The sequence below is a fragment of the Lactococcus sp. EKM203L genome (assembly GCF_011800585.1).
In the GTDB taxonomy this organism is placed as follows: domain Bacteria; phylum Bacillota; class Bacilli; order Lactobacillales; family Streptococcaceae; genus Lactococcus; species Lactococcus lactis.
In genome coordinates this window covers 349,936-363,854 of sequence record NZ_JAALEQ010000001.1, presented here as the reverse complement: position 1 = coordinate 363,854, position 13,919 = coordinate 349,936, and the positions used below count along the sequence as shown (strand labels likewise).

General features: G+C 33.7%; 22 protein-coding genes. 5 read left to right on the top strand and 17 right to left on the bottom strand.

The genetic code is table 11. The annotated features are described in order from the left end of the window. The 14 genes from HFD15_RS01965 to HFD15_RS01900 all read right to left on the bottom strand — a co-directional run bounded on the left by HFD15_RS01965 (position 1) and on the right by HFD15_RS01900 (position 6,134). A complete protein-coding gene (locus HFD15_RS01965; RefSeq protein WP_167593230.1) occupies positions 1-390 on the bottom strand; it encodes a RusA family crossover junction endodeoxyribonuclease in 390 nt (129 codons plus the stop codon). Next, positions 380-544: a hypothetical protein gene (locus HFD15_RS01960; RefSeq protein ID WP_058213069.1), complete on the bottom strand. Its 165-nt coding sequence runs from the start codon at positions 542-544 to the stop codon at positions 380-382. The genes HFD15_RS01965 and HFD15_RS01960 overlap by 11 nt, the downstream gene beginning before the upstream one ends. Next, the gene (locus HFD15_RS01955; RefSeq protein WP_238785265.1) at positions 541-1,416 is read right to left on the bottom strand and encodes an ATP-binding protein; all 876 of its coding nucleotides are present in this window, start codon (positions 1,414-1,416) and stop codon (positions 541-543) included. The genes HFD15_RS01960 and HFD15_RS01955 overlap by 4 nt, the downstream gene beginning before the upstream one ends. 18 nt (positions 1,417-1,434) lie before the next feature. Beyond that, complete coding sequence (locus tag HFD15_RS14230; RefSeq protein ID WP_238785263.1) at positions 1,435-2,235, bottom strand: phage replisome organiser protein; 801 nt, start codon at positions 2,233-2,235, stop codon at positions 1,435-1,437. Positions 2,236-2,371: 136 nt separating this feature from the next. Then, positions 2,372-2,824: a single-stranded DNA-binding protein gene (gene ssb / locus HFD15_RS01945; RefSeq protein ID WP_167593232.1), complete on the bottom strand. Its 453-nt coding sequence runs from the start codon at positions 2,822-2,824 to the stop codon at positions 2,372-2,374. After that, a complete protein-coding gene (locus HFD15_RS01940; protein ID WP_167593233.1) occupies positions 2,824-3,447 on the bottom strand; it encodes a DUF1071 domain-containing protein in 624 nt (207 codons plus the stop codon). The genes ssb and HFD15_RS01940 overlap by 1 nt, the downstream gene beginning before the upstream one ends. Before the next feature lie 8 nt (positions 3,448-3,455). Then, the gene (locus tag HFD15_RS01935) at positions 3,456-3,851 is read right to left on the bottom strand and encodes a hypothetical protein (protein ID WP_167593234.1); all 396 of its coding nucleotides are present in this window, start codon (positions 3,849-3,851) and stop codon (positions 3,456-3,458) included. Positions 3,852-3,952: 101 nt separating this feature from the next. After that, positions 3,953-4,126 (bottom strand): putative transcriptional regulator, encoded by a 174-nt coding sequence (locus HFD15_RS01930; RefSeq protein WP_014573167.1) that lies wholly within the window; start codon positions 4,124-4,126, stop codon positions 3,953-3,955. A gap of 43 nt (positions 4,127-4,169) precedes the next feature. Continuing rightward, a complete protein-coding gene (locus HFD15_RS01925) occupies positions 4,170-4,367 on the bottom strand; it encodes a hypothetical protein (RefSeq protein WP_167595085.1) in 198 nt (65 codons plus the stop codon). After that, positions 4,342-4,527 (bottom strand): hypothetical protein, encoded by a 186-nt coding sequence (locus HFD15_RS01920; protein WP_167593235.1) that lies wholly within the window; start codon positions 4,525-4,527, stop codon positions 4,342-4,344. The genes HFD15_RS01925 and HFD15_RS01920 overlap by 26 nt, the downstream gene beginning before the upstream one ends. A gap of 152 nt (positions 4,528-4,679) precedes the next feature. Further along, positions 4,680-4,916: a helix-turn-helix domain-containing protein gene (locus HFD15_RS01915; protein ID WP_011834775.1), complete on the bottom strand. Its 237-nt coding sequence runs from the start codon at positions 4,914-4,916 to the stop codon at positions 4,680-4,682. Between the two features lie 12 nt (positions 4,917-4,928). After that, entirely contained in the window at positions 4,929-5,654 is a 726-nt protein-coding gene (locus HFD15_RS01910) for an ORF6C domain-containing protein (protein ID WP_042749061.1), read from the bottom strand. 9 nt (positions 5,655-5,663) lie between these two features. Next, entirely contained in the window at positions 5,664-5,882 is a 219-nt protein-coding gene (locus HFD15_RS01905) for a hypothetical protein (protein ID WP_167593236.1), read from the bottom strand. Between the two features lie 27 nt (positions 5,883-5,909). Next, a complete protein-coding gene (locus HFD15_RS01900; protein WP_058220936.1) occupies positions 5,910-6,134 on the bottom strand; it encodes a DUF739 family protein in 225 nt (74 codons plus the stop codon). 181 nt (positions 6,135-6,315) lie between these two features. On the opposite strand from HFD15_RS01900, the gene HFD15_RS01895 reads away from it, so the two are divergent. From HFD15_RS01895 to HFD15_RS01875, 5 genes are all read left to right on the top strand, one after another. Then, a complete protein-coding gene (locus HFD15_RS01895; protein ID WP_167593237.1) occupies positions 6,316-7,026 on the top strand; it encodes a hypothetical protein in 711 nt (236 codons plus the stop codon). A gap of 230 nt (positions 7,027-7,256) precedes the next feature. Next, positions 7,257-7,811, top strand: coding sequence for a helix-turn-helix domain-containing protein (locus tag HFD15_RS01890; RefSeq protein WP_167593238.1), 555 nt, complete (start codon positions 7,257-7,259; stop codon positions 7,809-7,811). A gap of 10 nt (positions 7,812-7,821) precedes the next feature. Continuing rightward, positions 7,822-8,409 (top strand): hypothetical protein, encoded by a 588-nt coding sequence (locus HFD15_RS01885; protein WP_167593239.1) that lies wholly within the window; start codon positions 7,822-7,824, stop codon positions 8,407-8,409. Positions 8,410-8,466: 57 nt separating this feature from the next. After that, entirely contained in the window at positions 8,467-9,048 is a 582-nt protein-coding gene (locus HFD15_RS01880) for a DUF4190 domain-containing protein (protein ID WP_167593240.1), read from the top strand. Between the two features lie 120 nt (positions 9,049-9,168). Then, complete coding sequence (locus HFD15_RS01875; RefSeq protein WP_167593241.1) at positions 9,169-10,302, top strand: site-specific integrase; 1,134 nt, start codon at positions 9,169-9,171, stop codon at positions 10,300-10,302. A gap of 193 nt (positions 10,303-10,495) precedes the next feature. On the opposite strand, the gene HFD15_RS01870 is transcribed toward HFD15_RS01875, so the two are convergent. The 3 genes from HFD15_RS01870 to HFD15_RS01860 are packed head-to-tail and all read right to left on the bottom strand — an operon-like array spanning position 10,496 to position 13,904. Next, a complete protein-coding gene (locus HFD15_RS01870; protein WP_003129432.1) occupies positions 10,496-11,470 on the bottom strand; it encodes a substrate-binding domain-containing protein in 975 nt (324 codons plus the stop codon). Between the two features lie 11 nt (positions 11,471-11,481). After that, positions 11,482-12,384 carry an ABC transporter permease gene (locus HFD15_RS01865; protein ID WP_003129433.1) on the bottom strand — a complete coding sequence of 301 codons (903 nt, stop codon included), beginning with the start codon at positions 12,382-12,384 and terminating at the stop codon, positions 11,482-11,484. 41 nt (positions 12,385-12,425) lie between these two features. Beyond that, entirely contained in the window at positions 12,426-13,904 is a 1,479-nt protein-coding gene (locus HFD15_RS01860) for a sugar ABC transporter ATP-binding protein (protein WP_167593242.1), read from the bottom strand. Positions 13,905-13,919 lie beyond the last annotated feature (15 nt).

Here is a 13,919-nt window from a genome sequence, read left to right as displayed (position 1 = left end):
TTACACCTCTGTAATTTCAATTTCAATTCTGTTTTTCTCGTCATTAACCTTTTTAGCCTCAAGCCATACAATCTGGCTGTCGTCACTGTAATAACGCAACTTAGTCATATAATCTTGCAAATTCTTCATAAGATTATCTAAGTCAGGTCTGCTTGTTTTCCATTGCCACCAGCGTTTCTTCTGCTTAATAGCGTAGAAGAAAGTGACAGATAGCTTCAAAGGAATATTTTTTTCGAAGCACTCTTTCGGCTTATGTTTCATGAGTTGAGCTTTAAGGCTGTAGTTATTTGTCCCTCGACGGTCATAGAATTGAAGTTTCCCGTTCACTTTTTTAATGCCTTTTTGTTGCTGAGTAGTTGGCATTTTATCCAATTCAAATTCAAACTTCACTTACTTCTCCAAATCTAGCAATTGCAGGCATCTGAGCCATGCGATTAAGGATAAAAATAATCTCATGTTCAGTTTTCTCTGCCAACTTCTGCTTTTTAATTCTTCCAAGTGGGTAGTGTTCGTTTTCCCACTGCTCAATGATTATTGTTTTCATTTACTTTTCCTCTTGTCAGCAATTCCCTCAAATTTAACAACACTATTTTTGGAGCCTTCCATGATTCGAGAAACTATTTTATCGTCATAAGACGAACGCATTTCTTTACCAGTAAGATTTGATGTGATAATCGTATTACCTTCTCTTGCGTTGTAAATATTGTAAATAACACCTTGTACCCAGCTATTATCCTTAGAAAATGTACTTTCAGTTCCTAAATCATCAATAACAAGCAAATCAACTGTTCGCATTAATGTTGTCAGTCGCTCTTCTTCTGCCTTGGTATCAGCGTAATTCCAACTATTTTTAATTTCTCGAATTAATTCACTAATATTGATAAACAATGTTGAAAATTTATCATCTTTGAGATTTTCGTTAACTTCTTGCAAGATGGCCATTGCTAAGTGAGATTTACCTCTACCAGCTCCGCCAACAAACACAGTGTTAAATCTTTGCCCTTGAGTGTACTCTCTGGCTATTCTTTGGGCTTGATTCAACACATTTTGCTCTTCTAATCCATTTACCTTAAAAGTATTGAAACGTGCAAACCAGAGCGATTTCTTGCCCACAAGGCTTTGTGTTTTAAGCAAGCTATATTTTCCATATTTACTTTTATTCAAGAAATCTTCATTTGCTTTTATTTCAGCACTTGATTGTTGGTGATGTTGGTATATTCCCTCTTTAGCACATTCTGTACAATAACTCATTGAGGTTACCTGCAAACCATCAACTAACTCGCCATGAATCAACGGATCATAATCTATACTTACTGGATGTTTATATCTAACAAGCTCAGTTTCTTGATGTCTTTCACAAAATAGACCTGTTTTAACTTCTCTCTTTTTATGGAACTCTCGGATTCCATCTGCCATTGACTGCATATATTCCTCCTAGAATCCCAAATCCTCATCATATCCAGTATCTGCTTTCACTTCTTCTTGGTAATTCATAAACATTACATTATCTAAAAACTCATACGGATTAACACTATAGTTACCATCAGGATCATCCGAATGATTATTTATATAATCTTGAATGTAATTCTCAGCTCCTTTTACAATGCAATCTTTTTGGAATTGGGGTAAGTCAAGAAAAACTTGTAAAGCCATTGCTCTTTTGGAAATGTTTTTTTTATTAAAGTTTGAAAAGAGTTCGAAAAAGCGAGAAAAGATTTCTTGGTTATTTGTTTTACTTTCTTTTACTTTACTTTGGTTTACTTTACTTTGGTTTACTTTACTTTCCTTTGCTTTACTTTGTGAGTTAATGTTAGTAGGCTGGGTAGAAAACTCAGATGGTTCGGGTTTTTGCTCGTAGAAACTATTTACATCAGGTTTTTTAGGCATTCCGACTTTCCTATTTTTATAAACATCAGCTACATTTTCTACAAAATTAGTGCCCCAAATTATGCCAACATTCCATAACTCTAAGTCAATAGCGTTTAATTTAGCCAATAAATCTAACATTTCTCGCGCTAAACTATCGCTTACAAGGGTTTTTGCTAGTAGAAACTCCCACTCGTCAGGGTTTCTACTATCAATAATGTGTCCATTTGTTGAACCAAGTAGTTCTAAAACCTTAAACCAAAATGCATATCCATTGTTTTCGTATCTTTTTTCTAAGATGAATAGCGTTTTCCCACTATTCACATAATGAGGAAAATAATCAACTGTTTGTTTTTTTGGTCTTGCCAATCCTTATACTCCTTTCTTCGATATTTATTTCAAGTTTTATTATTCAAATTAAAAGCTGGCGATGAGTGGTTATGTGTAAACACTAAATACTCATTGACTTTACGGCTCGTTCCGCCACCCTCCAGCACTAACTTAGTTAAAATGGTAGGTCTTCGTCTGAAATTTCAGTACCGCCAGCAAATGGATCAGCAGCAGGAGCTTTAAAAGGGTCTGGCGCTAGTGGTTTTTTATTTTGAGCTTGCGGTTTACTTGCTTGCTGACCTTGTGTTTTATTGCTTTCTAGCATTTGGAAAGTATCTGCAACAACTTCAGTCACATAAACCTTTTGCCCTTGTTGATTCTCATAGTTTCGTGTTTGAATCCGTCCAGTTATTCCAATCAAAGCCCCTTTTTTAGCAAAATTTGCTAAATTTTCTGCTTGTTGACGCCAAATAACACAATTAATGAAGTCAGCTTCTCGCTCTCCGTTTGAGTTTTTAAACTGACGATTGACAGCTAACCCAAATGTAGCCACTGCTTGGTTCTGTGGTGTATATCTAAGTTCAGGGTCACGAGTTAAGCGACCTACTAATACAACATTATTAATCATTATTTACTCCAATCTATATATGCTTTCATCATTTCAGCAACTTCGTGTTCCGACTTTGTTTTCAAAAATTCATCTACATTAGGTTTATTTTCTGGATGTTGTTTTAAATATTTCTCAATTAAATCAGCATCGCTTAATTGAGGTTGTGGTGGTTCTTCTGGTAAATCTTCTCCAGCATAGATATATAGTCCCAATCCAAACATTGCTATATTTTTTACCAAACAACGCATGATTGTTTTATTTACATCAAACATTGAAGCTTGTTCAACTGATTTTTCACCATTATATTTAGTCATATATTTATAAGGCTTATCTTTCATGGCTTTGTTTGCTCCATCCATGACAGGGAGCCACATTTCATGAGTAACATCTTCAACGGTTACTGATGTAAAAACCATAAAACCAGTTGTGCTATCATACATATATGGAAGCTCATTTCCATCTTTTGAAACAAACTTCTTAATTTCATAAGTCGCTTTTGGAAATTTCTTTTTAAATTCAGACCAGGCCCAAGTCCAGCTAAGATAACTTAGCTCATTTTTACCAGATTTCTTTTTTTCGACTTTGTCACTGACATCTATTGAATTTAACAGTTCAAAAACTGACTTCTCTTTATCTGCCATAATTTACCTCACACATCCCATTTAAGAGGTGGCTTCTTATCTCTATAAACAATGGACTGCTCAAGCTCTTGTTCGATTCCATCTCCAAACTTGCTCTTGAGTTTAGTTAAAGTAATTGGCTCTACACAATCCCAACCATGAGCCTTAACTAAGTCATATTTCTGTTTATTAGTCATGGTTAAAACCTTTTGTTGTGCTGCTTTGCCATAACTCAACCGTTTAAATTGTTGTCCTTCATCAAGACGCTTTTTAGCTTCTGTCTCAGCTTTTTTGTAAAGATCAACTATAATTTTACCTTGAGCTAAGAACCCTGTAAGTGTGGCATTATCCATATCTTTTATAGCTGATGGATTCAAGTCAACCCTTTGCCCATCTCCATCTACTGGTATAAGTTGTAAGTCCATTTGAATTCTCCATTTCTTATTTTTGTTGAAACGTGATATAATCTAGGTATAAAATTTTGTAGACACACCACGTCTTAGTCCGCATGCCAGTGCGGGCTTTTTTATTTTGTCAGCTCAACCGCTGCTTTATAAGCATTTGACCATTCATAAAGCTGAGGGATAAGCGAATTTTGAAGAAAATCTTTTGAGTAAACTGAGAGTTTTTCTTTATAAAATTCGACTGACTCTTGATAAACTACTTGTCCAAGATGATTAATTGTTTTTACTTGTTCCATTAGAACCTCCATTTGCCTGCGAGGGCTTTTTCTGTCTTATCCATCAGTAAACCTCCAGCAACACTCCACCGCTTCTAAGTGGTGTAAAGTTCATTGTTTTACCTTGATAAAGCACTGTATCAGTTGTTCGTGTGATAATCCACTTTGCACCATCGATTAGAGCAGTTTGAAGCGCAGCATCTGCTTCTCTTGATGTTAAAATTGTGTTTTTCATTTTATTTTCCTTTCTCTTTGAATTCATCTAGCTTTACTTTTTTTAAAGTATCTACTCGCAAATTAGTGACAATGAGTTTATTTTCATCCAAAATTTTAGCTAATTTATCTTTATCAAGGACAGTTACAAATTTTTGTGACTGTCTTTTATTTTGTCTCTCTCTTGAATATTTAGGTATATAGTGCATTTTCTGCCTTTCTATCGGAGCACCGCATTTAATTTCTTTGCAATGAGCTTGATTGCTCGGATGTTTTGTGTGATTAAGTCGTGTACCAGATCAAACAGGATTTCCCCCGTTTCTGGGTTGACTATGTATGTGTAGGTCATGAGTGCCTCTTCTTATTTGATAACTGATTGACGCTTTTTAAGTTCTTGCTTATACTCAGGAGTATTTACGAACTGCATAAAGTCTCTAATTTCTTTGTATCGAAATCTACGCCCATTCATGAAAATACCAGACTTGAATTGTGGAAATAACTCCATTGCTTTTCTACGTCGATAAACAGTTTGGTCATGGATGGAAAACTTTTCCGCTACTTGCTGAGTAGTCAAGTAATCATCATCTTTATATTCCATCTGAACTCCTTTCTAAGCTTCAAAGTCAAAGCTGGTTTGTGAGTTCAATCCACGAATTTCAAGTGTTGTATTGAACGATGGTTGCCACATATCAAGATATTCTGTTGCTTCATCATAACGACTTAGCGGAATATCGCTATATTTCACAACATCGAAGCGATTGTTCAAATCTTTATAAAATTCTCTAAATACCTTAGCTCCTAATTTCTTATGAGCATTTGAATATTTACCACCAGTAAACATATAAACTTTGCTTGCTACTTTCTTCTGCAAAACTTTAGCTTTATTTGATGGAAGTCCGAATCGGTCAGTCAAATCAAGAACTGAATTTTCGATTTGCTCAACTTTTTTATTCAAGTTCACGTTACCTTGAGCGAGTAATGCAATTTGTTGTTCAGGAGTTTGCGGTAAAAGCTGTTGTTTGAGTTCTTTTTCAACTTCAATAAAATATTGACGAGCTTGTTTTCCTTTTTCATTACGTTGAATCATTGAAATTTCTTTTGCCATATCAAGTTTTAGTGCGTGATTAATAATAGTTGTAAATGGATTTCTAGGATTATTGGTTTCACTTTTTTCTGAAACCAATACAAAGTCAATGTTTTCAATGAATCCATACTTGCACATATCTTTAAACCATTGTGTGTATGGTGTTTTTACTCCTAAAAATTCATGTAATTCACGACCGCTTACTACTTGGTCATTGTTTTCATTTTGTGTGATTGTAATTAATTGATTCATTGTTTTCTCCTAATCTAATTCAATTCCTAAAATATCAGATGCTAACCAAATCTTTTGACCAACTAGATCAGCAAATTCTTTTCGAGTGATTTGCTCTCCATCTTTATTTTGAATTCCATAATCCGAGAATACTGCTTTAATTAATTCATTTGCTTCGATAAGTGAAGATTTAACTGTTGCTTCTTGTTCGTCATTTTCATTTGACAAAATTTTAATCAATTTGTTCATTTTAGAATCCTTTCTTTTTATTTAAGTTCAAATATTTTGGACTTTTTTATTAAAAAAATAAATACCAATGTCTTCTTTTTTAATACCAAGAAGTTCTGTAGCGGCATCGATATCTGATTGCTTCCAGTATGATTTATTATTGAGCTTATCAGAAATGATTTTTTCTGATAAACCGATAGCCTTTGCAAAATCTTGCTGACTACCATACTTTTCTTTAATGCGACCTTTCAATTTAGAATAATCAATAGTCATGATACATCCTTTCTTTTAAATAAAATTTCTGCATACGCAGTAAGGGAAAGTCAGGAATCGAACCTGTTCGCCAGTCTTCCCTGCTCATTGTGAGCGATATCATAACTCCGTGATATAATTATATTGAATGAGATACCGCGGCTGGTGGTTTTGTTCAAAATAAAAATACACTGGAGATTTTATGAACAAAGATTATTTAACGTCGCCTTTAAACGACGATTTTTTGAAACATTATAAAGAGTTTCAGAGCAATGTAATGAGAACTTACGAGACAATGAGTGAGATGAACTTCTCAAATAAGAATCAAGAATTAATCGTAAAAGCCTTCAGAGAACATCCTCTCACGGACTATAATCAAAACTTATTTTTGACCGTTCAAAGAAACTATGTTGGATATTTCGAGAGAATGTCTCGCTTTTATAATAAAGAAATGTTAGGTGAACTAACAAAGAAAGCTATGAAGCAACACGCCGCTGCTTATGGAATTCCTAATAAAATTTTTAATGAAATAGATAAAAATAATATCAAAGAATTATTAAATAAGTACCTATTAGAAATGATCGATATTGAAAAACAGTTCATAAGTTCCGATCAAAAGGTAGAGGAAAAAAACCTCCCAAGTGATACCGAACGCAAAGTAGATATAAACATTGCAACCCAACAAATACAGGCGTTGCAATATGCTTTTTTTGATTTTGTTATCGCCTGTAAACTTTACAAAGAATCTCTTAATCATATGGTCTCCTATTCTTTTGATAGAGTGTTATCAAATTTTGGTTTATCTTCAGCATTATCAAGCTTAGTAGCTCTAATTGAACCAACTAATCCGATTTTTTCCATAGCGACTTTTCTTATCATGGGTATGATCCAAGAAATATTTAAAGAAAAATAACCCTGCCCCTCTGGGGGTTTTTATTTGCCAAACTTGCTACTTACGCTGAATTGAATACAACGTGTAACTACATTCACAGAAGCTTCGCAACTGTTTTGTTTGTTTGCTTGTTTGGTAGAAAGTCCAAATAGTTTGAACTTTATGATTTCATTATATCATTTGGAAAATAATTGTCAAGGAAAAAGTATAAAAAATTTGAACTTTTTTTATAAATGTTTTATAATAAGTTCATGAAAAAAGAAAACTCTCAAATAAGACTAAAGAAAATAATGAGCGATCGAGGCTTAAGACAAGTTGATATACTTGAAAAATCAAAACCTTTTCAAGATAAATTGGGTATAAAAATGTCAAAAACTCATTTATCTAATTATATAAACGGAAAATCTAATCCCGATCAACAAAAATTGATATTATTATCTCAAACTTTGGGAGTTAGTGAGCCTTGGTTAATGGGTTATGATGTTCCAATGATTGAAACTCGGGAATCAGCAAATGATTCTGAAACTATAGAAGAAACTGTTTCAGTTATGAAAAAACTTGAAGAACCACGTCAACAAGCTGTGCTTGAGGCTGCTTCTACTCAATTAGAAGAACAGAAAAAAGAACAGGCAAAAATTGTGTCTATTAAAAGTGAACAACAAAAGCAAGGTATTGACCTTGCAGATTTAGTAGATGATAGTAAAGTTGATTGGGACAAATGGGTATCTTTTGATGGTAAGCCATTAACTGATGAAGTTAAGGAAGCTATGAAACAGTTACTAGGCAAACGTTTGGAAGACAAATAAGGAGGTTTCTATGGGCAGACAGGAGCTTTTAGAATATCTCCTTAAAGAAGTTGAAAAATTTGGGTTTTCTGTAATATCTGATGAAACGTTCCCTATACCTGCAATCGTTAATACAGATAATAAAATAATGATTTACAGCTCTGTTGAAGTAAACCCTTTTGAAATTGCTCATGAACTGATTCATATTATTAATAAAGATAATCATCGTGGAAAGTACTTTGATGCAATTAACCCTCAAGAAGTGAGAGCAAATCATGAAGCTATTCTTCTCCTATGGGAAATATTTGAAGCCAATGGGGGAAGCTATGAATATTTCAATGTGTTTGTGAATACAACAGATGCACCTTTTGAATTAGCTGAGTCAATCATCAAAAATGAATATTTAGAGATGCATGAAGCTATCACTGAAATATTTGAAGATGAAATAAAAGTTAGCATTAACAAACAAGAAATGCATGAGTATATTATAGATTACATAAGTTATTTTGATGTGATTGAGACTGTTAGCATTTACGAATTTTTAGATCGATATCATTTAAGTCATAATTTCTACGAAATGGCAAAAAAAGAATTCCAACAACTATTGGGAACTACTTAAAAACTACGAGCAATATCTTGAACCTCGTTAAAAGCTAGGTTAGGAGATTTAATATTTATGGAAAAGAAAAAAGAATCAAAAGTTTTAGCTATTATAGCTTTAATAATTGGGATACTTGCGTTAATTCTATCTTGGGTACCTATTGTAAATAATTTTGCAGCGGTGTTAGCAGTCGTTTCTGCTATTCTTGGATTAATTGCAATTATCATGAATAGAAAAAACAAAAAAACTTTGAGTATTGTTTCTTTTGCTATATCAGTTTTAGCTTTTATTATTGTCTTAGCTACTCAATCTATGTATTCGAATGCTATAGATAGTGTTGGTAAGAAAGTTAATAGCGATATTTCAAGTTCGCAAAAGAAAGCTGATGAGAACTTTAAATGGGCCAAAACTGACTACGATGCACTAGTGGTTGGTGATACTATGACTGGAGCTGGCGGGACAAACTATGATGGACTTGAAGCAAAATTTGGCACTCCATCAGATTCAAATGAATCATCTAGTGGAGATTATACCGTCAAAGATGTATCTTGGAATAATATGGGGGCTTCAAAGTATAAATCAATTTCATTAACTTTTGTTAAACAGGCAGATGGTAGCTGGCTCTTGTCACATAAATACCAATCAGGATTAGAATAAACTAAAAAATCCACCCTATCTTTGGTCGGACGAGGGTGGATTTAAACTATAAAGTAGTATAAAGGCTTCAATAAGCTTTTTTACTATACCATTCTATCAGAAATGAGGTATAAAAAGCAAATGTGGGTAGAAGATTTACCTAATGGTAAATATAAGTATTGTGAGCGCTATACAGATACTAAAGGTAAGACAAGGAAAGTATCAGTAACACTAGATAAGAATAGCTCTAGGGCGCAAAATGAAGCTTCTAGGCTATTGTATAATAAAATAGATGCAAAGCTTGAAAAAGAAAAACAAAAAATTGAAGATGAGCAAAATAAAATAGCTTCTATCACTTTCTGGGAAGTCCAAGACGAATATTTTTCGATTTATGAAGAAACCGTAAAAGCTAAAACAGCCTCATTAAGAGATACTGCAAAGAAAAAAATTAGAAGTTTAGTTAGTGAAGATACTTTATTATCAGATGTTAACTCTGTTTTTATTTTAGAGATATTGGAAAAACTATATTATAAGGAAAATTATTCTTATTCTTATATTAAGACACTTAAGGCATCTTTTAATATGGTTTTAGACTACGCTATATCAAAAGAATACCTGTCAGTTAATCCTATTCCTAATGTTAAAATCAAAAAGAAAGTTTTGACATTAGAACAAAGAGAAAAGAAAAAAGAAAAATATCTTGAGCGTAGCGAATTAAAACAAGTCATAAAAGATATGGCAGTAATAGATAAATCAACCGCATTGTTAATTGAATTTATGTCACTTACAGGTCTAAGATTTGGAGAATGTGTAGCAATTCAAAACAAGAATATTGAAAATAATGTTTTACATATAAATGGTACATGGGATAGTGTTTCTAACTCTAAAACAACAACTAAAAATATTTATTCAGATAGAAAAATCACGCTACCCAAAAGATGTCTTCAAATAATTGATGAATATCCTTTAAAATATCCAAAGGATAAAATAAGCAAAGATAATTATATATTTATTTATAAAAACAATAAACCATATAACATTTCTGTTGTGAATAGCAGACTAAAAAAAATAAATTCATCTAAAAATTTAAGTACACATATTTTCAGGCATACTCATATTGCTTTATTAACTGAGCTTGGAATACCTTTGAAGTCCATCATGGAAAGAGTGGGTCATAATAACCCTCAAACAACTCTTTCTATATATTCTCATGTAACTGAAGAAATGAGCAAAAATATAATAGAAAAACTAAATGAAATAGACCTCTTAAATTAGAGGTCTATTTTTAAAAAAGGGGCAAAAAAAGGGGCAGAAATTTGATAATATTTAGCAAACTTTGATAACTTTATAAAATAAAACAATCTATAAAACCCTTTATTTACCTAGCTTTTGATAACTTTTAATAACAAAAGCTACTCTATGATAATCTATATCAAACTACCCTAGCGACAGAATTTATATTTTTATACTACCATTGATGTTGGTCAACATTATCTTTATCCACAAGATAGATTGGCGAATTTATCATATGTGCAATTTTTTTACCTTGATAATAATCATAGGTAGCTTGCAAAGCCATTTCACCAATTTTAGCCGGTTGTTGAGCAATCGTTGCGGTCATTGTCCCTGCTTTTATGGCATCATGTGTTTCAGACTCACCATCAATTCCAAAAATAGCTATTTTTTGTCCAGTGGCTTGCACAGCTTTAGCTGCTCCCAGTGCCATTTCATCATTTTGCGCAAAGATTGCTTGGACGTCTTTATGAGATTGGAGCATATTTTGAGTCGTATTTAAACCAGTTGTTCTGTCAAAATTAGCTGATTGACTGGATAATATATTTAATCCTAAGGTCTTAGCTTCACTATTAAATCCTTTACCACGGTCTATTGTTGCCGAAGCTCCTGGTGTTCCAGAAAGTTCCAGAACTTTTACGTTTTTACCAACCAATTTTTCAACGGCTTGAGCTGCCATTTTTCCAGCGGCCACATTATCAGAGGCAACGGTTGTTAAAACTGTTCCACCATTTGATCCTCTATCCATTGCAATCACTGGGATATGGGCATTATTGGCTGCTTTAATGGCTGGAACAATGGCATCAGAATCTACAGGATTAATTAAAATCGCATCCACATTTTGGCTGATGAAATTTTGAACATTATTTAATTGTGTTGCAGAATCATTTTGGGCATCAGAAACCGTTAATTTTGTATTTTTTTCTTTGGCCATTGATTTAATCGCATTGTTCATTGAAACAAAATAAGGATTGTTTGTTGTCGAAATAGAAACACCAATATTTAATTCATTTGGTTTCTTATGCGTTACCTCTTCTACTTTTTCTTTTCCATCACGGCCTGGAATGCCGGTATAAAGACTACATGCGGTCAAAGTTGAGACTGCTAAAGTAGCTACAAAAGCAAAAGTTAATTTTTTTACTAATTTCATGTTCAACTCTCCTATTTCCGTTTGCTACGAATGACATCGATAAGAACTGCAACGAGAATAACTAATCCTTGGATGACTTGTTGCCAAAAGGCTGACACACCAATTATATTTAAGCCATTATTTAGAACACCAATGATTAATACCCCAATCATTGTTCCAAACATACGCCCTTTTCCTCCCATTAGAGAGGTTCCCCCAAGGACAACGGCAGCGATTGCATACATTTCGTATCCAGAACCTGCTTGTGGCGTTGCTGATGACAAACGAGAACTGATGATTAAACCAGAAATTGCGGACATTGCTCCAGATAAAGTGTAAATGGCAATTTTTACTTTATTTAGTTTAATTCCTGAAATATAAGCAGCTTTTTCATTACCACCCAAAGCATAAACTGATTTACCAAAGGCTGTTTTATGAAGCAAAATCCATAAAACAATGAAAACAAGAATCATTAAAATAACAGGGAAAGGAATACCCAGTAAATAACCTTGTCCAATATAGGCTAAGAAATAGCCATCCATGTGTTTAGTAATTGGATTACCATCAGTAAAAACAAGGGTTGCTCCGCGGTAAACCATTTGAGTAGCTAAAGTTACAATGAAAGGGGCCAATTTCCCATAGGCAATAAGTGCACCATTGATCGCTCCAAGAAAAGCACCAATGATTAACGCACAGACTACTGCTAGCGGTAAAGGCATTCCTTGGGCTATAAAACCTGCGGACACTGCACTTGAAAGGGCTAAAATTGCGCCAACTGACAGGTCAATTCCTGAAGTTAGAATTACGAAGGTCATCCCAAAAGCAATAAATCCATTAGCCGTGACTTGTAAGAGTAAATTTAGCAAATTGTTTGCCGTCATAAAGTTGGGATTGATACACGTAATGATAATCATCAAAACAATCAGAGCAATCATTGTCGTTAAAGAACTGAATTTTTGAGATAGAGCTTTCACACTTATTGTCCTCCTGTTGCGAGCTGCATCACATTTTCTTGTGTTGCTTCATTTTTGGCTAAAATTCCTGCTATTTCTCCTTCATGCATCACTGCAATTCGGTCTGCAACACCAAGAATTTCGGGTAAATCACTTGAAATCATAATAATTGGAACACCACGTTCAGCAAGTTCATTCATTAATTGATAAATTTCACGCTTGGCTCCCACGTCGACTCCTCGTGTTGGTTCATCTAAGATTAAAACTTTTGGCGCAATGCCAATCCATTTGGCAAGGACAACTTTTTGTTGATTTCCTCCAGATAGAGAACCAACTATTTGTTCTTCATCTGTCGCTTTAACATTAAGACGCTCAGAGAGTTGCTTAACAAAAGTTGTTGCTGTTTTATCGTCAAAGAGGCCATGATGAATAAAATCCTTTGTACTCGGAAGAGTAATATTATCTTTTATTGAGAAATCAAGAACAAGTCCTTCATCTTTTCGGTCTTCTGTTAAAAAGCCAATTCCTTCTTTGATTGCTTGTGCCGGGTTATTGATAGTTAGACTCTTTCCATTAATTTTTATCGTACCTGATTTTAGCTTATCAATTCCAAAAATTGCTCGCATGACCTCAGTTCTACCAGCTCCCATGAGTCCTGCAAATCCGAGAATTTCACCTGAACGAACTGAAAATGAAATGTCTTTAAAAGATTCTGCCGATAAATGGTCGGCTTCAAATACAATTTCTCGAATTTCAGCATTTTTTTGGGGATAGTAATCTGTAATTGGCCGACCAACCATTTTTCTAACTAATTCATCAACGTTGGTTTCTTTCGTCTTTTGTGTATCAATGACTAGGCCATCACGCATGACAGTTACACAATCTGTGATTTTAAAAATTTCTTCCATTCGATGAGAAATATAAATAATTCCAACCCCTTGATTTTTTAGACCAGCAATAACTGAAAACAATCTTTCTGTTTCTCTTTCGGTCAATGCTGCTGTTGGTTCATCCATAATCAAAATTTTTAAATCAGACAAAAAACTTTTAGCTATTTCAACCATTTGTTGCTGACCAACTGATAAATTACCAATTTCTTTGTCTAAATCAATTTTTACTCCCAGCTGTTCAAAAGCAAAATTTGCTTTTTTTCGCATGGCCTTCGTATCTAAAATACCAAATTTATTTTTTATCTCTCGTCCTAAAAAAAGATTCTCTAAGACTGTTAAATCAGGCCAAGTATTCATTTCCTGATGAATAAAACTAATTCCAAATCCTTCTGCTTCCTGAGGATTTTTAAAAATTTTCTTTTCACTGTCAATCTCAATTTCCCCACCAGAAGCTGGAAATAGACCAGTTAGAATATTCATCAAAGTAGATTTTCCAGCCCCATTTTCTCCCATTAAGGCATGAACTTCTCCTGAATTAATCGTTAAATCAATTGCTTCAATAACTTTATTCGTTCCAAATGATTTAGAAATGTTCTTCATTTCTATTTTCAAAATTGACCTCCTCCT